Annotated in this window: 17 protein-coding genes and 1 rRNA gene; 11 read left to right on the top strand and 7 right to left on the bottom strand. The window is 72.1% G+C overall.

Features of this window, described 5'->3' with window-relative positions:
- Nucleotides 1-234, bottom strand: coding sequence for a glutaredoxin-like protein NrdH (nrdH, locus tag ACFV3I_RS17420; protein WP_017202656.1), 234 nt, complete (start codon nucleotides 232-234; stop codon nucleotides 1-3).
- A 423-nt stretch (nucleotides 235-657) separates the two neighbouring features.
- On the opposite strand from nrdH, the gene ACFV3I_RS17415 reads away from it, so the two are divergent.
- From ACFV3I_RS17415 to ACFV3I_RS17390, 6 genes are all read left to right on the top strand, one after another.
- On the top strand, nucleotides 658-1821 hold the full coding sequence (locus ACFV3I_RS17415; RefSeq protein ID WP_378823799.1) for an MFS transporter: 1164 nt from the start codon (nucleotides 658-660) through the stop codon (nucleotides 1819-1821).
- Nucleotides 1818-2735: a sugar kinase gene (locus tag ACFV3I_RS17410; RefSeq protein ID WP_136031138.1), complete on the top strand. Its 918-nt coding sequence runs from the start codon at nucleotides 1818-1820 to the stop codon at nucleotides 2733-2735. Before ACFV3I_RS17415 ends, ACFV3I_RS17410 begins: the two co-directional genes overlap by 4 nt.
- Before the next feature lie 48 nt (nucleotides 2736-2783).
- The gene (locus ACFV3I_RS17405; protein WP_378823797.1) at nucleotides 2784-3542 is read left to right on the top strand and encodes an alpha/beta fold hydrolase; all 759 of its coding nucleotides are present in this window, start codon (nucleotides 2784-2786) and stop codon (nucleotides 3540-3542) included.
- Nucleotides 3539-4699 (top strand): acyl-CoA dehydrogenase family protein, encoded by a 1161-nt coding sequence (locus tag ACFV3I_RS17400; protein ID WP_136031142.1) that lies wholly within the window; start codon nucleotides 3539-3541, stop codon nucleotides 4697-4699. Before ACFV3I_RS17405 ends, ACFV3I_RS17400 begins: the two co-directional genes overlap by 4 nt.
- Nucleotides 4700-4783: 84 nt before the next feature.
- Nucleotides 4784-5251 carry an Lrp/AsnC family transcriptional regulator gene (locus ACFV3I_RS17395; RefSeq protein WP_136031144.1) on the top strand — a complete coding sequence of 156 codons (468 nt, stop codon included), beginning with the start codon at nucleotides 4784-4786 and terminating at the stop codon, nucleotides 5249-5251.
- A complete protein-coding gene (locus ACFV3I_RS17390) occupies nucleotides 5248-6639 on the top strand; it encodes an aspartate aminotransferase family protein (protein WP_378823794.1) in 1392 nt (463 codons plus the stop codon). The genes ACFV3I_RS17395 and ACFV3I_RS17390 overlap by 4 nt, the downstream gene beginning before the upstream one ends.
- 16 nt (nucleotides 6640-6655) lie before the next feature.
- Here ACFV3I_RS17390 and ACFV3I_RS17385 read toward each other — a convergent pair whose 3' ends face one another.
- Nucleotides 6656-8203 carry a PucR family transcriptional regulator gene (locus ACFV3I_RS17385; RefSeq protein ID WP_378823793.1) on the bottom strand — a complete coding sequence of 516 codons (1548 nt, stop codon included), beginning with the start codon at nucleotides 8201-8203 and terminating at the stop codon, nucleotides 6656-6658.
- Between the two features lie 98 nt (nucleotides 8204-8301).
- Here ACFV3I_RS17385 and ACFV3I_RS17380 point away from each other — a divergent pair, with 98 nt between their 5' ends.
- Both ACFV3I_RS17380 and ACFV3I_RS17375 read left to right on the top strand, forming a co-directional pair.
- A complete protein-coding gene (locus ACFV3I_RS17380; RefSeq protein WP_378823791.1) occupies nucleotides 8302-9786 on the top strand; it encodes a CoA-acylating methylmalonate-semialdehyde dehydrogenase in 1485 nt (494 codons plus the stop codon).
- Nucleotides 9787-9811: 25 nt separating this feature from the next.
- A complete protein-coding gene (locus ACFV3I_RS17375) occupies nucleotides 9812-11200 on the top strand; it encodes an aspartate aminotransferase family protein (protein ID WP_378823790.1) in 1389 nt (462 codons plus the stop codon).
- Between the two features lie 21 nt (nucleotides 11201-11221).
- Here ACFV3I_RS17375 and ACFV3I_RS17370 read toward each other — a convergent pair whose 3' ends face one another.
- Nucleotides 11222-11494: a metal-sensitive transcriptional regulator gene (locus ACFV3I_RS17370; protein ID WP_045255889.1), complete on the bottom strand. Its 273-nt coding sequence runs from the start codon at nucleotides 11492-11494 to the stop codon at nucleotides 11222-11224.
- A gap of 36 nt (nucleotides 11495-11530) precedes the next feature.
- On the opposite strand from ACFV3I_RS17370, the gene ACFV3I_RS17365 reads away from it, so the two are divergent.
- Together ACFV3I_RS17365 and ACFV3I_RS17360 are read left to right on the top strand one after the other, a co-directional pair.
- A complete protein-coding gene (locus ACFV3I_RS17365) occupies nucleotides 11531-12808 on the top strand; it encodes a DUF445 domain-containing protein (protein ID WP_378823788.1) in 1278 nt (425 codons plus the stop codon).
- A gap of 1 nt (nucleotide 12809) precedes the next feature.
- On the top strand, nucleotides 12810-13727 hold the full coding sequence (locus ACFV3I_RS17360; RefSeq protein WP_206253013.1) for an arginase family protein: 918 nt from the start codon (nucleotides 12810-12812) through the stop codon (nucleotides 13725-13727).
- A gap of 81 nt (nucleotides 13728-13808) precedes the next feature.
- On the opposite strand, the gene hutI is transcribed toward ACFV3I_RS17360, so the two are convergent.
- Genes hutI through hutH form a run of 3 tightly spaced genes read right to left on the bottom strand, consistent with a single transcriptional unit; the run spans nucleotide 13809 to nucleotide 18212 of the window.
- Nucleotides 13809-14990: an imidazolonepropionase gene (gene hutI / locus ACFV3I_RS17355; RefSeq protein ID WP_206253012.1), complete on the bottom strand. Its 1182-nt coding sequence runs from the start codon at nucleotides 14988-14990 to the stop codon at nucleotides 13809-13811.
- Between the two features lie 23 nt (nucleotides 14991-15013).
- Nucleotides 15014-16678: a urocanate hydratase gene (hutU, locus tag ACFV3I_RS17350; protein WP_378823785.1), complete on the bottom strand. Its 1665-nt coding sequence runs from the start codon at nucleotides 16676-16678 to the stop codon at nucleotides 15014-15016.
- Nucleotides 16671-18212, bottom strand: a complete 1542-nt coding sequence (gene hutH / locus ACFV3I_RS17345) for a histidine ammonia-lyase (RefSeq protein ID WP_378803869.1) — start codon at nucleotides 18210-18212, stop codon at nucleotides 16671-16673. Before hutH ends, hutU begins: the two co-directional genes overlap by 8 nt.
- Before the next feature lie 53 nt (nucleotides 18213-18265).
- Here hutH and ACFV3I_RS17340 point away from each other — a divergent pair, with 53 nt between their 5' ends.
- A complete protein-coding gene (locus ACFV3I_RS17340) occupies nucleotides 18266-19069 on the top strand; it encodes an IclR family transcriptional regulator (protein WP_378803868.1) in 804 nt (267 codons plus the stop codon).
- 135 nt (nucleotides 19070-19204) lie between these two features.
- On the opposite strand, the gene rrf is transcribed toward ACFV3I_RS17340, so the two are convergent.
- Nucleotides 19205-19286, bottom strand: a 5S ribosomal RNA gene (rrf, locus tag ACFV3I_RS17335); the annotation flags it as partial.

The raw sequence follows: 19286 nt of genomic DNA, 5'->3' as shown, positions 1-19286 counted from the left end.
TCACGCCAGGCGGGAGGCGAGCTCGTCGATCTTGTCGGGACGGAAGCCCGACCAGTGGTCCTCGTCGGTGACGACGACCGGCGCCTGCATGTAGCCGAGCGCCTTGACCTGCTCCAGGGCCGTCGGGTCCTCCGACAGGTCGTGGATCTCGTACTCGATGCCCTTGGCGTCGAGGGCGCGGTAGGTGGCGTTGCACTGAACGCAGGAAGGCTTGGTGTAGACCGTGATCGACATCTGATTCCCCTCGAATCTCTGGTTTCTCCGGCAGGCCCCCGCCGGGATCTCAATACTACATATGGGTGCGGACATTCGGAGTGACCACAAGGGGTAGTAGTTACATCCGTGTAGTTTTTCCACCGCTCTCCACTGATACAACACAGGTTCTCCACCGTTTCTTCCACAGGCGGAGGTGCGCTCGCAGACCTCCCGAACCGCGTGAAATCGCGGCTGGGAAGACGCTGGGAGAGATCCATCCACAGGGGGCACCGTACGCCGGGCCTCGGACATCCGAATGCCTGTGGAATTCGCTCTTCGGCGTGTCGCGGGCGTGTCGCGGCGTGTCGTCCCCGACGCCGTCTCCGCAGCCCCCTCGCGGGCCGGTACCGTTGTCGGGTGGCGGGCTATCGGGATCTCCTTCGCACGCCGGGAGTCGGGCGCATGATCGCCGCCCAGCTCACCGCGCGGTTCCCCAACGGGATGATGTCTTTGGCGATCCTGCTGCACGTCGAACAGCAGACCGGCTCCTACGGATCGGCCGGTCTCGTGCTCGCCGCGACCAGCGTCGGGCAGGCCGTCGCCGGGCCGATCACCAGCCGCTGGATGGGCGCGTGGGGCATGCGTCGCGTGCTCACCCTCACCCTGACGGTGTGCGTGCTCGCCGTGCTCGGCCTGGCCGTCCTCCCGCTCTCGGTGCCGGGATACATGGCGCTCGGCATGGTCGCCGGGCTCTCCACCCCTCCCGTGCAGGCCGCTGTGCGCACGATCTACCCCAAGCTCGTCAACGCCGGTCAGCTCACCCCGCTCTTCTCGCTCGACGCCTCGCTGCAGGAGATCATCTGGGTGCTCGCCCCCGTCGTCATCACCCTGGTCTCCACCCAGATCGGCACGACCGAAGGGCTGCTGCTGGTCGCGATCGTGCTCGTGGGCGGCGGCGCGTGGTTCATCCTCTCCCCCGAGGTGGGGCGCGTGCGCATCCCGCGCAGCCGCAACGCGCTCGGCACGGTCGTGCTCAAGCCCCCCGTGCTGCTGTCCACCGTGATCGGCTTCCTCCTGATCGGCGCCTGCTCGGCCGTGGAGGTCGGCGTCGTCGCGACATTCGAGCACGGCAGCCTCGCGGCGGGCCTCATCCTCGCGGTGTTCTCGGCGGGCAGCCTGGCCGGAGGCCTCGCGTTCGGCCACATCCCGATCGGCCCGTGGGCCATGGCCCGACGGCTCCTCATCGTCACGGTCGGGCTCGCGCTCACCATGGTCATGCTCAACGTCTTCTGGCTCGGGGGCACCCTGATCCTGGCGGGCATCGGCATCGCCCCCGCGCTCGCGGTCCTGTTCGCCATCACGACCGCGAGCGTCAAGTTCAGCGAGACAGCCGAGGCCTTTGGCTGGGCGGGAACCGGGCAGCTGATCGGCGCCGCCGCGGGGTCCGCCGTCGCGGGCTTCCTCGTCGACGTCGGCGACTGGCGCGGCGCCTACCTCGCCGCCACGATCTTCGCCGGCGTCGGCCTCCTGGTCTCCATCGTCTTCGTCCGCGCCTTCCCCGACCTGCGTCACCGCGACGCGAGCCCGCATCCCGACACCGAACCCCTGGCGGTCACCCCCTCATGAGCCTCCCCGTCCCCTCCCCCGCGCCCGAGATCGTCTGCGTCGGCGAGTCGATGGCCCTGATCACCCCCACCGGCGCCCCCCTCGCGGACGCCGACACCGCGACCCTCACCCATGCCGGCGCGGAGGCCAACGTGGCGGTCGGCGTCGCGGCGGCCGGGCACCGCGCCGCCTGGGCCTCGCGCCTCGGCGACGACCCGCTGGGCGACCGTCTCGCCGGCGAGCTCGAGCGTCGCGGGGTCGAGCTGTGGGTCGAGCGCGACGGGGACGCGCCGACCGGGGTCATGTTCAAGGATCCCGGTGTCGAGTCGTCCGCGGTCTACTACTACCGGCGCGGATCCGCGGCCTCCCGCATGGCCCCCGGCTTCCTCGACGCCGCCCGGCTCGAGGGCGTGCGCATCGTGCACACCACCGGCATCACCCCGGCGCTCTCCGCCACCTGCCTGGCGATGGTCGATGCGCTGTACGCCGACGCCCGCGCCGCGGGAGCCACCGTGTCGTTCGACGTGAACGACCGCCGCGCCCTGTGGAGCCCGGAGGACGCGGCCTCGACGCTCGCGCGACTCGCGGACGCCGCCGACATCGCCTTCGTCGGCCGCGACGAGGCGGAGCGCATCTGGGGCACCGCGACACCGGCCGCGATCCGGGCGCACCTCCCCCACTGCGCGCTGCTCGTGGTGAAGGACGGCGACGTGGGCGCGACCGCGTTCGCGCACGACGCCGAGCCCGTGTTCGTCCCGGCCCCCACGGTGGACGTGGTCGAGCCGGTGGGAGCCGGCGACGCGTTCGCCTCCGGCTTCCTCGCGGCGACGCTCGAGGGCGAGGACCTCGCCGCACGCCTGGCCGCCGGGCACGCCGCCGCCGCCCGGGTCCTGCGGATCGCGGCCGACCTGCCCCCGCTGACCCGCGTCGGCTGAGCCCCGCCGGGCCGACCGGTGCCGCGGCCGCGGTCGTAGGCTGGTGCCATGCCCGCACCCCTCACCCTGCCCCGACGGTCGTGGGGCGATCCCGCAGCCGCGCGCCGCATTCTCCTCGTGCACGGACTCGGCTCGTCGGGCGCCCTCATGTGGCGGCTGGGCGATGCGATCGCGGCGACCGGAGCGACCGCGACCGCGGTCGACCTGCGCGGCCACGGTGACGCCCCCCGCTCCCTCGACTACACCGTCGACGCGTACGCCGCCGACCTCGCGGCGACGGCATCCGACGGCGGAGGACCGTGGGACGCGGTCGTCGGCCACTCGCTCGGCGGCGCGGCCGCGACGGTCGCCGCCGCCGGCTCGCCGGACTGGACGCGACGCCTCGTGCTGATCGACCCCGCCCTCCACGTCGACGGACGCGACGCGGGCATCGTGCGGCGCAGTCAGGAACGGGCGTTCGCCGACAACCGGATCGAGGTCGTCCGGGAGGAGCACCCGCACTGGCACCCGCAGGATCACGAGCTGAAGATCGACGCCGTGCGGCGCGCGAGCGCCTGGGCCGTGGAGCAGACCAGCGCGCAGAACCAGCCGTGGGACGTACGCGCGCACGCCGCCCGTCTCACCGTCCCCACCCATGTCATCGGCGCCGATCCCGCCGTGTACAGCATCTTCGCGGGCGACCTCGCCGCCGAGGTGCTCGCCGGCAACCCGCGGATCACGATGTCGGTCGTGGCGGGCGCCGGGCACTCCCTTCATCGCGACCGGCCGGAGGAAGCGATCCGACAGCTCCTGGAGGCACTCGCATGACCGCGTTCGACCCGACCCGCTACCTCCCGGACGACCTCCTCGCGCGCATCCGCGAACGCGCGCCGATCCACGACCGCGAGAACACGTTCCCGCAGCAGGACCTCGACGAGCTCCGCGACGCCGGCTACCTGTCGATCCTGGTCCCGGTCGAGCGCGGCGGCGCCGGACTCGGGCTCGCCGAGGCCGCGATCCTTCAGCAGCGTCTTGCCGGCGCAGCCCCCGCCACGGCCCTCGCGATCAACATGCACCTGGTGTGGACCGGGGTCGCGAAGGTCTTCTCCGACCGGGGTGTTCCCGGGCTCGAGTTCGTGCAGGACGGCGCGGTCGCCGGCGAGGTGTTCGCGTTCGGCATCAGCGAGGGCGGCAATGACCTCGTGCTGTTCGGCAGCGACACGGCCGCGGTGCCCGACGCCGACGGGGGCTACGCGTTCACGGGCACCAAGATCTTCACCTCGCTCGCGCCCGTCTGGACCAGGCTCGGACTGCACGGCCTCGACACCACCAGCGCGGACGCCCCGAAGCTCGTGTTCGCGTTCGTCGAGCGGACCGACGCCGTCACCACCTCGGACGACTGGGACACGCTCGGCATGCGCGGCACCCAGAGCAGGACGACGCGGCTCGACCGCGCCGTCGCCGACGCGGCGCACGTGGTCCGGCGGATCGACCAGGGCCCGAGCGCCGACCCCATCGTCTTCGGCATCTTCTCGGTGTTCGAGATCCTGCTGGCCTCGGTGTACACCGGCATCGCCCGCCGTGCCCTCGAGCTCGCGGTCGCGACCGCGCAGACCCGTCGCTCCAAGAAGAGCGGCGCCGCCTACAGCCAGGACCCCGACATCCGGTGGCGCATCGCCGACATGGCGATCGCGTACGACGCGCTGCCGCCCCAGATCGCCGCGCTCGCGCGCGACGTGGACGAGCGCGTCGACCACGGGCCGCGCTGGTTCCCCGCCCTGTCCGGCCTCAAGCACCGTGCCGTGACGATGGCCAAAAGCGTGGTCGACGAGGCGATGCTGGTGGCGGGCGGCGGGTCCTACTTCTCGGGGAACGAGCTCTCCCGGCTGTACCGCGATGTGCTCGCCGGGATGTTCCATCCGTCCGACCCCGAGTCGGCGCACGCGACCGCGGCGAGCGCCTGGCTCGGACCCGTGGAGGCCTGACCGAACGCACGGATCGTGCAGGTCGGTCACTCAGATTCGACGGATCCGGTTGTCCATGACCGCCGCCAGTGCCAGGATCGCAGCATGGCACCGGCGAAGAAGAACTCCGCCCTCGACGCGATCTCCAAGACCATCATCGAGCTGCTGCAGGACGACGGGCGTCGCTCCTACTCCGACATCGGCCGCGTGGTGGGCCTCAGCGAGGCAGCGGTCCGCCAGCGCGTGCAGCGGCTCACCGAGACCGGCGTGATGCAGATCGTCGCGGTCACCGATCCGATGCAGCTCGGCTTCCACCGCCAGGCGATGATCGGCATCCGTGTGGCCGGGGACGCCCGGCACGTGGCGGAGGCGATCGCGGAGATCGACGCCGTCGACTACGTCGTCATCACGGTGGGTTCGTTCGACGTGATCGTCGAGGTCGTGTGCGAAGACGACGACCACCTGCTGGCCCTCGTGAACGACGTGATCCGTCCGATCGACGGCGTGCTGTCGACCGAGACGTTCATCTACGCGAAGCTGCAGAAGCAGCTCTACAACTGGGGGACCCGATGACCTCGCGCTCCGTGCCGTCCGCGTCCGCGCTGCAGTCCATGGCGAAGGATCACCTCTGGATGCACTTCACCCGCCAGTCGACCATGGCGGACTCCGGCGTGCCGATCATCGTCCGGGGCGACGGGCACCGCATCTGGGACATCGAGGGCCGGGAGTACATCGACGGTCTGGCGGGGCTGTTCGTGGTGAACGCGGGACACGGCAGGCGCCGGCTCGCCGAGGCCGCGGCGGCGCAGGCGTCCGAGTTGGCGTTCTTCCCGCTGTGGTCGTACGCGCACCCCGCGGCGATCGAGCTCGCGGACCGGCTGGCGGACGAGGCGCCCGGCGACCTCAACCGCGTGTTCTTCTCCACGGGCGGCGGCGAGGCGGTGGAGACGGCCTTCAAGCTCGCGAAGCACTACTGGAAGCTGCAGGGGAAGCCCGCCAAGCACAAGGTGATCTCGCGTGCCGTCGCGTATCACGGCACCCCGCAGGGGGCCCTCGCGATCACGGGGATCCCCGCCATGAAGGCGATGTTCGAGCCGGTCACCCCCGGCGGGTTCCGCGTGCCCAACACCAACTTCTATCGTGCGGCCGAGATGGGCGCGCCCGCCGACGACCTCGAGGCGTTCGGGCGCTGGGCCGCCGACCGCATCGAGGAGATGATCCTGTTCGAGGGTGCGGACACCGTCGCGGCCGTGTTCCTCGAGCCGGTGCAGAACGCGGGCGGCTGCTTCCCCCCGCCGCCCGGCTACTTCGCCCGCGTGCGCGAGATCTGCGACCGGCACGACGTCCTGCTGGTGTCAGACGAGGTGATCTGCGCGTTCGGACGGCTCGGGCACACCTTCGCCTGCACGGGGCTGGGGTATGTGCCCGACATGATCACGTGCGCCAAGGGCATGACCAGCGGCTACTCCCCCATCGGCGCCACGATCGTGAGCGACCGCGTGTACGAGCCGTTCGCGCAGGGCGATGTCTCCTTCCCGCACGGCTACACGTTCGGCGGCCACCCCGTGTCGGCCGCGGTGGCCCTGGAGAACCTCGCGATCTTCGACGAGGAAGGGCTCAACGCGCACGTGCGGGAGAACTCGCCGGTGTTCCGCGCGGAGCTGGAGACACTGCTCGACCTCCCGCTCGTGGGAGACGTGCGCGGCGACGGGTACTTCTTCGGCATCGAGCTGGTCAAGGACACCGCCACGCGGGAGACGTTCGACGAGGAGGAGTCGGAGCGGTTGCTGCGCGGCTTCCTCTCGCCCGCACTGTTCGAGGCCGGGCTGTACTGCCGGGCGGACGACCGCGGCGACCCGGTCATCCAGCTCGCCCCGCCGCTGACCGTCGGACCCGCGGAGTTCCGCGAGATCACGCAGATCCTGCGGGACGTGCTCACGCGGGCGCAGGCGGTGCTCTGAGCCACGCCGTGCGGCGTCAGGAACGTTCTCGGGCTCCGCGGGGCCGCGTCAGCAGCGCGATGTGCAGCGCCGCCAGCACCTCGCCGTCGTCGAGGTCGACGGCGAGCAGATCTGCGATGACCGCGAGCCGCTGGTAGAACACGGAGCGGGACAGGTGGCTCGCCGTCGCGGCCGCCGACCGGTTCCCCGGGTGGGCGACGAGCGCGGCGAGCACGTCGAGCAGATCCCCGCGGCGCTCCCGGTCGTGGCGGATCAGCGGCGCGAGCATGCGTTCGCCGTGCTCTTGCAGTCGGCGGTCATCGCCGAGCGCCGCCACCAGCTGCGCCAGCGGACGGTCGGCCACGCGGCGCACGGTGTCGGCGGCGTCCTCCGGGGCCCGGGCGGCGAGTTCCAGTGCAGCCCTGGTGGACGCGAGGAGGCCGCGCACATCGTCGGCCGGCTGACCGATGACCACCGCGACCGCGGGGCCGGCGATGCGGCGCGCGGCGGCGTCGCTCAGACCTCCGGCTGGTGGGACGACGAGAAGCACGACCGCGTCGTCGCGTCGGGCGGCGAGCGCGGCCACCCCTTCCGCGGTCGCGCGGGCTCGGATACTCTCCGCCGCCTCGGTCGTGCGCACGACCACGCCGCACGCCGGACGCCCGCCCACGTCGAACCCCAGACGGGCGAGCCGTGCCGCGACATCGTCGACGCGCGCGAACCGCGACCCCAGCAGGTCGTCGATCAGCGTGCGATGCGCGAGCACCGTCCATTCCGCCGCTCCGTCGGCGAGGCATCCGAACGCGAGCGCGGTGGCCCCCAGCTCCAGGACCGTGAGCCGACCGGCCGGGTGCGGGGGCCCCACGAGTGCCGTGAGCGACCCCCAGCGCACACCCCTCGCCTGCACGGGTACCCGCTCGGACGCCCCGTCGGCGGCCAGCGCGAGCACCTCGGCGACCGGACGGGACAGCGCTTCGGTGGCGATCACCTCTCCCGCCAGGTTCTCCAGCACGACCGGCGCGTCGAGCGCGCGGGCCGTCTCGGTCACGATCACGTCCGCCGGGGCTCCCCGCAGGCTGAGGGCCGTGAACAGCTCGTGCAGTCGCTGCCGTTCGCGCAGGGCCGCCGTCTGCGCGTCGATCAGTGCGCGGTGCACGGCCTCCGTCACGGTGACGAACTTGACCTCTCCGGCCAGCGCGACCAGGGCGAGCGACGCCTCCGCGCACGCCTCGACCACGGCGTCCGGCACGCGCGGCATCCGGTCGCCGAGCTCCACCACGACCCCGGAGACGCCGACCGCGGCCAGCTCGCGCACGAGCGCGCGCAGCGAGCGGGCGTCGCGCGGCCAGGCGGCCGCCGTGGTCAGCAGCAGCTCTCCCCCGTCGAGCAACCGCGCGACCCCGGCATTGTCGGATGCGTGCACCCAGCGCACGCCCGCGTCCAGCGCCGCCCCACCCACGAGCACGCGCGGCGCACCGTCCTGCACCACGGGGAGCGCGACCACGTCCGCCACGCGCAGCAGCGGCGATCCGTGTCGCTCCGGACGATCTGTCTCGGACGGGGAGAACTCCCGACGTTCTGACACTCCGCATCTCCTGCCGGCTCTGTGACCATGGACTCGCACCCAGCGTAGCGAGCGCCGGTCAGAGTGTCCGGTCACGCGCATCACCCAGCGGAGGAACCGTGGACATCGTCCGACACATCATCGACGGCAGCGAGACCGCGGCGGCACGCCGCACCGCCCCCGTGTACGACCCCGCGACGGGCCGGATCACGAAGCAGGTGGCGCTCGCCGACGCCACGGAAGTCGAGGCCGCCGTCACCGCCGCGGCCGCGGCGCTCCCCGCGTGGCGGGCCACCAGCCTGATCAAACGCGCCGACGTGTTCTTCCGGTTGCGGCAGCTGCTCGCCGACCGCACGTCCGAGCTCGCGGCGATCGTGACATCCGAGCACGGCAAGGTGCTCTCCGATGCGGCGGGCGAGGTGTCGCGCGGCATCGAGAACGTCGAGTTCGCCGCCGGGCTCGTGCACCTGCTCAAGGGCGAGCGCAGCGAACAGGTCGCCCGCGGCGTGGACGTGCACTCCGTCAAGCAGCCGGTCGGTGTCGTGGCGGCCATCACCCCGTTCAACTTCCCGGTCATGGTGCCGCTGTGGATGGTCGCGTCCGCGATCGCGTGCGGCAACACGGTCGTGCTCAAGCCCAGCGAGAAGGACCCCTCCGCGGCGGTCTGGCTCGCGAAGCTGTTCCGGGAGGCCGGGCTCCCCGACGGCGTGCTCAACGTCGTGCACGGCGACCGGGAGGCCGTCGAGACCCTGCTCGACTCGCCCCGCGTGGATGCGGTGAGCTTCGTCGGCTCCACCCCCATCGCGCGCTCGATCTACCGGCGGGCGTCGGCCGCGGGCAAACGGGTGCAGGCGCTCGGCGGCGCGAAGAACCACATGGTCGTGATGCCCGATGCCGACCTCGACGCCGCGGCCGACGCGGCCGTGTCCGCCGCCTACGGCTCCGCGGGTGAACGCTGCATGGCGGTGTCCGTGCTGGTCGCGGTCGGCGACGTGGCCGACGACCTGGTGGCCGCGGTCGCCGCACGCATCGGCGGACTCCGGATCGGCCCCGGCACCGACGCCGCGAGCGACATGGGACCGCTCATCACGCGCGAGCACCGTGACGCGGTCGCCTCGTACGTGCACGGCGCACCGGCGGAGGGCGCGACGGTCGTCGTCGACGGCACGGGGCAGGAGTTCGACTCCGACGGGTTCTTCCTCGGCGTGAGCCTGCTCGACCATGTGCGTCCCGGCATGGCCGCGTACGACCAGGAGATCTTCGGCCCGGTGCTGTCGGTCGTCCGTGTGGACACCTACGCCGACGCGGTCGCCCTCGTGAACGCCAACGCCTACGGCAACGGCACCGCGATCTTCACGCGCGACGGCGGCACCGCCCGCCAGTACGAGTTCGACGTCGAGGTCGGCATGGTGGGGGTGAACGTGCCGATCCCTGTACCGATCGGCGCGTACTCGTTCGGCGGATGGAAGGACTCGCTGTTCGGCGACTCCCACATCTACGGTCCCGAGTCCATCCACTTCTACACCCGCTCGAAGGTCGTCACGACCCGCTGGCCCGACCACACCCCCTCCCAGATCGACCTGGGCTTTCCGAGCAACCACTGACCACCGCGACCGGAGGGCACGACTCATGACCACCTACACCGATCGGCACGGCGCCACCCTTCCCCTGCCCGATGCGGCGGCCGACGCGCGCGTGCGTTCCGACGACCGCTCGCACGTCTTCCACTCCTGGAGCGCGCAGGCCGCGATCGATCCGCTGCCCGTCGCCGCGGGGCACGGCTCCACGTTCTGGGACTACGACGGCAACGCCTACCTCGACTTCTCCAGCCAACTGGTCAATCTGAACCTCGGTCACCAGCACCCCGACCTCGTGGCCGCCATCCAACGGCAGGCGGGGCGGCTCTCGACCATCCAGCCGGCCATGGCCAACGACGTCCGCGGCGAGCTCGCCCGGCTGATCTCCGAGGTGGCGCCCGACGGCTTCGAGAAGGTGTTCTTCACCAACGGCGGCGCCGAGGCGAACGAGTACGCGGTGCGCATGGCACGCCAGTCCACCGGGCGCCGCAAGGTGCTGTCGATGTACCGCAGCTACCACGGCTCCACCTCGACCGCGATCTCGCTCACGGGCGACCCCCGCCGCTGGGCGAACGACACCGCCGACGCGGGAGCCGTGCGCTTCTTCGGCCCGTACCTGTACCGCTCCCCGTTCCACGCCGAGACGCCGGAGCAGGAGGCCGAGCGCGCCCTCGCCCACCTGGAGCAGACCATCCAGCTCGAGGGACCGCAGACGATCGCGGCGATCATCATCGAGACGGTCGTCGGCACGAACGGCGTGCTGGTGCCGCCGCCCGGCTACCTCCCGGGGGTGCGCGAGCTGTGCGACCGCTACGGCATCGTCTACATCGCCGACGAGGTGATGGTGGGGTTCGGACGCCTGGGCGAGTGGTTCGGCATCGACGCGTTCGGCGCGCAGCCCGACCTCCTCACCTTCGCGAAGGGCGTGAACTCGGGCTACGTGCCCCTCGGCGGTGTCGTGATCTCCGACCGCATCGCCCGCGCGTTCGACACGATGCCGTTCGCGGGCGGGCTCACGTACTCCGGGCATCCGCTGGCGTGCGCGGCCGGCGTCGCGACGTTCGAGGTGTTCCGCCGGGACGGGATCCTGGAGCGCGTCCGCGACCTCGGCGAGCGCGTCGTCGAGCCGACCCTGCGCTCCTGGGTCGAACGGCACCCGTCCGTGGGCGAGGTGCGGGGGCGCGGGCTGTTCTGGGCGGTCGAGCTCGTGCGGGATGCGGAGACCAGGGAGCCGTTGGTGCCGTTCAACGCCGCGGGGGCCGACGCTGCACCCATGGTCGCGTTCGCCGCGGCCGCTCGACGCGCGGGGGTCTGGCCGTTCACGCACTTCAACCGCGTGCACATCGCGCCGCCGCTGGTGATCGAGGAGGAGGAGCTGCGGCGCGGGCTGCGGGTGATCGACGAGGCACTGGCCGTGGCGGACGAGGTGGCCGCCGGCTGAGGAGCCGGGCGGCCGGCGGGACTACTTGGAGTCGAAGTCGAACGCCTTGAGCAGTTCCAGGACGGCCTTGTCGCGCTCCTCGCCGCCCTCCTCGAACATGTGGGTCACGTGCGTGCGCAGGTGGTTCTCGAGCAGCAACCGGTTGAGAGACTCGAGGGAGCGCTGGATCGCCCGGGACTGCGTGATGATGTCCATGCAGTACTCCTCGTTCTCGATCATCCGCGCGACGCCGCGCATCTGACCCTCGAGGATGCTCGTGCGATGCAGGGCGCGCTTCTTGATGTCTTCGATCACGTATCGAGGGTACTCGCCCCGTGAAAGGATGACGTCATGCCGCGAACACCCACAACGCTGCTCTCCCTCGCCGATCAGGAACGGCGGCGAGCGCTGCGGCGGATGAAGGCCGTCGCCCTCGGCGCCCTGCTGTTCATGGCCCTCGCGTTCGTGATCGCCTTCGCGTTCCAGGAACGCATCGGCTGGCTCTCCTACGTGCGCGCAGCGGCCGAGGGTGGCATGGTCGGTGCTCTCGCGGACTGGTTCGCGGTCACGGCGCTGTTCCGTCGCCCCCTGGGGCTGCCCATCCCGCACACGGCGATCATCCCCAACCGCAAGGACGAGATCGGCCGTACGCTCGGCGAGTTCGTAGAGACGAACTTCCTGGCCGCCGACGTGGTGCGCACGAAGCTGTCGACCACCGCGATCGCGCGCCGCGCCGGCGAGTGGCTGCGGGAGGAGCCCCATGCGGAACGCGTCGCCGCGGAGGGCGCGACGATCGCGACGGCGGTGCTCAACGCCCTGAGCGACGACGACGTCCGTGACCTGCTCACGGATCTCGCCCGTGAGCACCTGGTGGCGCCGGAGTGGGGTCCGCCCGCCGGGGCCTGGCTGGAGAAGATCGTCGAGTCCGAGGCGCACCACGGCGCCGTCGACCTGGCGGCCGACAGCATCGAGCGCTGGCTGGAGGCCAACGCCACCTCGTTCACCGGGCTCGTGTCGCGACGCCTCCCCGGCTGGGTTCCGAAGCTCGCGCATCGGTTCGTCGACGACACGGTGTACAACGAGGCCCTCAAGTTCGTGCGCGCCGTGCAGGCCGATCCGCACCACCCGGCACGCCTGGCCGTCGACGGCTATCTGGCCCGGCTGGCCGACGCCCTGCAGAACGACCCGGCGACCCGCGCGAAGCTCGAGAGCGCGAAGGCGTCGCTGTTCGACAGCCCCCGGGTGGGAGCGCTGGCCGCCGAGGCCTGGAACACCGCGAAGAACGGACTGCTCACCTCGCTCGCCGATCCGGAGAGCGGACTGCGGAGCCGGGCGGTGCAGGCGCTGCAGGAGGTGGGCGGGCGCCTCACCACGGACGCCGCCCTGCAGCGTCGCGTCGACACCTGGGTGTCCGACGCCGCGGTCTTCCTGGTCGAGCGCTACCGTCATGACATCGCCTCGATCATCACCGACACCGTGGAGCGCTGGGACCCCGCCGAGACCACCGAGAAGATCGAGCTGATGGTGGGCAGGGACCTGCAGTACATCCGCCTGAACGGCACCGTGGTGGGCGCGCTCGCGGGCCTGGCGATCTTCACGCTCGCGCACGCCCTGATCCCGGGAGTCTGACATGGCACTGTCCCACGACCCGCTCTGGCCCCGCGCCGGATCCTGGCCCGCGTTCGATGCCGCGGCCGACGCCGTGCTGCTGGGCGTGCCGACCTGGCGCACCTCGCTGTCGCCCACCGGAGCGCACGCCACGCCCGCCGCGATCCGCGAGGCCCTCCCCCGCTACGGCACCGCGCTGATGGGTCCGCCGCCCCGCGACCTGAACGAGCTACTGCGCATCACCGACGCCGGTGACATCGCCGAACCGGACGGGCCCGAGGGCGAGTCGGAGGTGATCGACCGCGTGCGAGAGCTCTCGGAGGCGGCGGAGCTCGTGGTCGCCCTCGGCGGAGACAACTCCCTCACGTACCCGGTCGCTCTCGGTGCGCGGGCCACGGGGCTCATCACGTTCGACGCGCACTTCGACCTCCGCGACGGCGTGTCCAACGGCAGCCCGGTGCGGCGCCTGGTCGAGGACACCCCGGTGGCGTCGCTCCTGCCGACGACGCGGCTCGACCCCACCAGGGTCGTGCAGATCGGGATCGCGGACTTCGCGAACTCGGTCGCCTACGCCCGGCGCGCCTCGGAGTGGGGCATCCGGGTGATCACGCTCGACGAGCTGCGGCGGCGGGGTGCCGCCGACGTGGTGACCGAGGCGCTGGAGATCGCGGGGGCGGGCGCCGACCCGCGCGTGCACCTCGACATCGACGTGGATGTGTGCGACCGCGCCGTCGCTCCCGGCTGTCCGGCGAGCGTCCCCGGTGGGCTGCAGGCGTGGGAGCTCCGCGCCCTCACGCGTGCCGTGGCGTCGGATCCCCGCGTCGTGAGCGCCGACATCGCCGAGGTCGACGCGACCGCCGATGCCGCCGACGCTCGGACGGTGCGACTCGCCGCCCTGTGCGTGCTGGAGCTGCTGACCGGGCTCGCGCTCCGGCGATGAGGATCGTGCCGGCGAGGCCGGCGAGGCCGGCGAGGGTGTCCGCGGCGGACGCTGTCCGCTCCTGAGCCGGAGCGCGGGCGGTCAGCCGACCTCGACGCCGTCCTTCCACACCCGGTGCACGAGCGGAACGCCGGGGCGGTAAGCCAGGTGCACGCGGCTCGGCGCCTCCAGCAGCACCAGGTCCGCGCGTGCACCCGGTGCGAGCGTGCCGATGTCGTCTCTGCGCAGGGCGCGGGCGCCGCCGGCCGTGGCCGCCCACACCGCTTCCGCCGGGGTCATGCCCATATCGCGCACGGCCACGGCGATGCAGAACGGCATCGACGAGGTGAAGCTCGACCCCGGGTTGGTGTCGCACGCGAGCGCCACGATCACCCCCGCATCGAGCAGTCGTCGCGCGTCCGGGTACGGCTGACGCGTCGAGAACTCCACCCCGGGCAGCAGGGTGAGCACGGTGTCGGATCCGGCGAGCGCCGCCACGTCCGCATCGGTCAGGTAGGTGCCGTGGTCGATCGACGCGGCGCCGAGCTCGACGGCGAGCTGCACCCCCGCGCCGGGGCCGAGCTGGCTGGCGTGCACCCGCGCGCCCAGTCCCCGGGCGATGCCGGCTTCCAGCACGCGCCGCGACTGCGCGGTGGTGAAGGCGCCGGTCTCACAGAACACGTCGATCCACCGGGAGTGCGGCGCACAGGCGTCGAGCATGGGACCCGCCACTAGGTCCACGTACTCGTCGGCGCGATCCGCGTACTCCGGTGGCACGACGTGCGCTCCGAGGAACGTGACCTCGGGCGTGATCTCGGCGGCGAGCCGCACGAGCCGTTCCTCGTCCTCGACGCTCAGCCCATACCCGCTCTTAATCTCGACGGTCGTGGTGCCCTGCGCGAGCATCTCGTCGCGGAACCGCCGCAGCCGCAGCCGCAGCTCGGCGTCCGTCGCCGCCCTGGTCGCGGCCACGGTGGAGCGGATGCCTCCGGCGGTGTACGGGCGCCCCGCCATGCGGGCCTCGAACTCGGCGGCGCGGTCGCCCGCGAACACGAGGTGGCTGTGGCTGTCGACGAACCCGGGGATCACGGCACGTCCGGCAGCGTCCACGACCTCGAGGTCTGCCAGCCCGGCGGTGCGCGCCGCGGCATCGCCAGCGGGGCCCGTCCAGACGACGCGCCCCTCGTCGAGGAGCACAGCTGCGTCGACGGCGGTACCGCAGGGATCGCGGTCGCTCACGACGTTCGTGGTGAGTTCGCCGATGCGGGTGATGAGCGTGGGCATGCGGTCTCCTGGGTCCGGGCGGGTCAGAGCATCGGGATCGTCAGGCCGCGCTCGCGCGCCACCTCGCGGGCGTGCTCGTACCCGGCGTCCACGTGCCGCATCACGCCCGTCCCCGGGTCGTTCGTCAGCACTCGCGCGAGCTTCTCGGCCGCGAGGTCCGTGCCGTCCGCGACGGTCACCTGGCCCGCGTGGATCGAGCGCCCGATGCCGACGCCGCCGCCGTGGTGGAGCGACACCCAAGCGGCGCCCGAGGCCGTGTTGAGCAGCGCGTTGAGCAGCGGCCAGTCGGCGATCGCGTCTGAGCCGTCCTTCATCGCCTCGGTCTCGCGGTACGGCGACGCCACCGACCCGGCGTCGAGGTGATCACGACCGATCACGATCGGCGCGGAGAGCTCCCCCGAGGCCACCATCTCGTTGAACTTCAGCCCGGCGAGGTGCCGTTCCTGGTAGCCGAGCCAGCAGATGCGTGCCGGGAGGCCCTCGAACTGCACGGAGGACCCGGCCTTGTCCAGCCAGCGACGGAGGGCGGTGTCCTGCGGGAACAGCTCGGCGATCGCGCGGTCGGTCTTCGCGATGTCGGCGGGGTCGCCGGAGAGCGCAACCCAGCGGAAGGGCCCTCGACCCTCCTCGAACTGGGGACGGATGTAGGCGGGTACGAAGCCGGGGAACGCGAACGCGCGGTCGAATCCGCCGAGCTCGGCTTCCGCGCGGAGGGAGTTGCCGTAGTCGAACACGGCCGCCCCGTCGTCGAGGAACCCGACCATCGCCTCGACGTGCGCCGCCATCGACGCCCGCGACCGTCGGGTGAACTCCTCCGGGTCCCGCGCGGCTTCGGCTCGCCAGTCCGCCACGGATACGCCGACGGGCAGGTAGGCGAGCGGGTCATGCGCGCTGGTCTGATCCGTCACGATGTCGATGGGCACTCCGCGGCGCCGCAGCTCGGGGAAGATCTCGGCGGCGTTGCCGACCACGCCCACGGAGCGCGCCTGTCCCGCGTCCTTCGCGGCGACCGCTCGGGCGACGGCGGCGTCGAGGTCGTGCGTGTACTCGTCGAGGTAGCCGTGTTCGACGCGACGCGCGAGCCGGGTCTCGTCCACGTCGACGATCAGCACGGCCCCCTCGTTCAGCGTCACGGCGAGGGGCTGCGCGCCCCCCATTCCCCCGGCGCCGGCGGTCAGCGTGAGAGTGCCGCGCAACGAATCGCGTCCGAGCGAGCGGGCGACGGCCGCGAACGTCTCATACGTCCCCTGCAGGATCCCCTGCGTGCCGATGTAGATCCACGACCCCGCGGTCATCTGCCCGTACATGGTGAGCCCGAGCTCCTCCAGCCGACGGAACTCGGGCCACGTGGCCCAGTCGCCCACGAGGTTCGAGTTCGCGATGAGCACGCGGGGCGCCCACTCGTGCGTGCGGAACACGCCGACCGGCTTGCCCGACTGCACGAGCAGCGTCTCGTCGGGCTCGATCTCGTCGAGCGTGCGGACGATCGCCTCGTATGCGGCCCAGCTGCGCGCCGCGCGGCCCGTCCCGCCGTAGACCACGAGCTCTTCGGGGTGCTCGGCGACCTCGGGGTCGAGGTTGTTCATGAGCATGCGCTTGGCGGCTTCCGCGCCCCAGCTCTTGGCGGTGCGGGTGTTCCCTCGCGGTGCGCGGACGGTGCGGCTCTTTGGTTCGACGGTGTCACTCATGCATGTGCTCCTTTGCGATGCGGGCGACCTGGCCCGACTGGACGAGTGCGGTCACGGCTTCCATGTCCGGCGAGAGGTAGTGGTCGGGGCCCGGACCGGCGGCGACGGTCCGCACGAGGTCGCGGACGGCGCCGGTCGCGGCTCCGGCCTCGAGGGGCGCGCGCAGATCGAGGGCTCGCGCAGCCGTGAGGATCTCGATCGCGAGCACGCGCGACAGTCCATCGATCGCACGGCGCAGCTTGCGGGCGGCCGCCCAGCCCATCGAGACGTGGTCCTCCTGCATCGCCGACGACGGGATCGAGTCGACCGAGGCGGGCACGGCCAGGCGCTTGAGCTCGGAGACGATGCCCGCCGCGGCGTACTGGGCGATCATGAGGCCCGAGTCCACGCCCACCTCCGCGGCCAGGAAGGGCGGCAGTCCGTGGCTGCGCGCGGGGTCGAGGGCGCGGTCGGTGCGGCGCTCCGACACCGAGGCGACGTCGGCGACCGAGATGGCCAGGAAGTCCAGCACGGCGGCGACAGGTGCGCCGTGGAAGTTGCCGTTGGACTCGATGCGGCCGTCGAGGGTGATGACAGGGTTGTCGATCACGCTGGAGAGCTCACGCAGCGCGATCGTCTCGGCGTGCGCGACCGTGTCCCGGGCGGCCCCGTGCACCTGCGGAGAGCACCGGAGGGAGTAGGCGTCCTGCACACGTCCATCCTCCGGCCCCTTGTGGCTGGCCACCATGGGCGAGTCGGCGAGCAGCGCGCGAAGGTGTGCCGCCGAGATCGACTGTCCCGCCTGCGGGCGCAGCGCCATCAGGTCCGCAGCGAAGACGGCGTCGGTACCGAGCTGCGATTCGATGGACATCGCCGCGGCCACGTCCGCCGTGAGAAGAAGTGTGTCGAGGTCGTGCAGGGCCAGCGCCAGCATGCCGAGCATGCCGTCCGTGCCGTTGATCAGCGCGAGGCCTTCCTTCTCGACCAGCGTCAGCGGAGCGATCGCCGCGGCAGCCAGGGCGTCGGCGGCGGGGACGAGAGTCCCCTGCGCGTCGCGCACGTCCCCCTCCCCCATGGTCGCGAGCGCGATGTGGGCCAGGGGCGCCAGATCGCCGGAGCAGCCGAGGGAGCCGTACTCGCGCACGACCGGTGTGATGCCGGCGTTGAGGAGCGCCGCGTACGTCTCCACCACCGCGGGCCGCACCCCGGTGCGACCGGAGGCGAGGGTCTGCAGGCGCAGCAACTGCAGTCCGCGGACCACCTCGCGCTCGACCTCCGGACCGGTACCGGCGGCGTGCGAGCGGATCAGACTCGCCTGCAGCTGCAGACGACGCTCGGGCGCGATGAACGTCGTGGCCAGCGCGCCGAAGCCGGTCGACACTCCGTAGTGCGGGTGCGGATCCGACGCGAGCCCGTCGATCACACGACGGGTCTCGGCGACCCGCTCCAGGGCATCGGTGGGCACGATGACGGGTGCTCCGTGACGAGCCACGCGGACGACATCCGCGAGAGACACGGGACCGCGACCGACGACGACGGGGGTGGAAAAGCTCATGGATCCGATTCCACACCCGACGGCCCCGTCGCGCGGTGTCTTCGTGAGATCCTGTGTCTGTGATCCCAGACAGCAGCGAGCCCGCCGTGGCCGGTACGAGCGTGCCGGCCGCCGACCAGACGCTGCGGATCCTGAGCCACCTGGCCACCCGTCCGGCGCCGGTCGCTGCGTCGGCGATCGCGCGGGAGCTCGGGCTTCCGCGGTCCACCGTCTATCACCTGCTGAACACGCTGGCCGCCCGGGGCTTCGTGATCCACCTTCGCGACGACCAGCGGTGGGCGCTCGGCACCGCCGCGTTCGAGCTCGCGGGCGGGTATGCCCGTCAGCAACCGCTCGCCCGTCTCGGCCGGCCGATCGTCGCGGCGCTCTCCGACCGCCTGGGAGAGAGTGCGCACCTCGCCGTGATGAGCGGCAGTGACGTGCTGTACATCGTGGAAGAACGTGCGGCCCGACGCCCGGCCCTGGTCACCGATGTCGGCGTGCGCCTCCCCGCTCATCTCACGGCGACGGGCCGCGCCATGCTCGCCGCGCTGCCCCGTGAACAGATCAGGGCGCTGTATCCCGGGCCCTCGGCGTTTCCGGACCGGACGGGTCGCGGTCCTCGTCGGCCGTCGGAGCTGCGTGAGCTGCTGCGGCAGGTGAGGGAGCGCGGGTACGCCACGGAGGACGGCGAGGTCGCGGACGGCCTGCGGTCCGTCGGTGCCGTCGTCGCGGATCGCACAGGATGGCCTGTCGCTGCGGTGGCGGTCACCTGGGCCGGCGACAGCCGTGACGCACCGCAGGACGGCCGCGACGCAGCACTGGCCACGGAGGTCCGCGAGGCGGCAGCGCTTCTCGAGGCCCGCACGACGCGTTGAGGCCGTGCCCTGCGCGCGCAGGTTCGGCGGCGCGGCCCGTTAACGCAAGGCGGCGCGGCCCGTTAACGCAAGGCGGCGCGGCCCGTTAACGCAAGAAGGCCACCCAACGATGGGTGGCCTTCTTGACTAAAAGGAGTCCGGCGGTGTCCTACTCTCCCACAGGGTCCCCCCTGCAGTACCATCGGCGCTGTGAGGCTTAGCTTCCGGGTTCGGAATG

The organism is Microbacterium sp. NPDC059771 (assembly GCF_042732495.1).
In the GTDB taxonomy this organism is placed as follows: domain Bacteria; phylum Actinomycetota; class Actinomycetes; order Actinomycetales; family Microbacteriaceae; genus Microbacterium; species Microbacterium sufflavum.
This window is presented reverse-complemented; position numbering and strand designations above follow the sequence as displayed.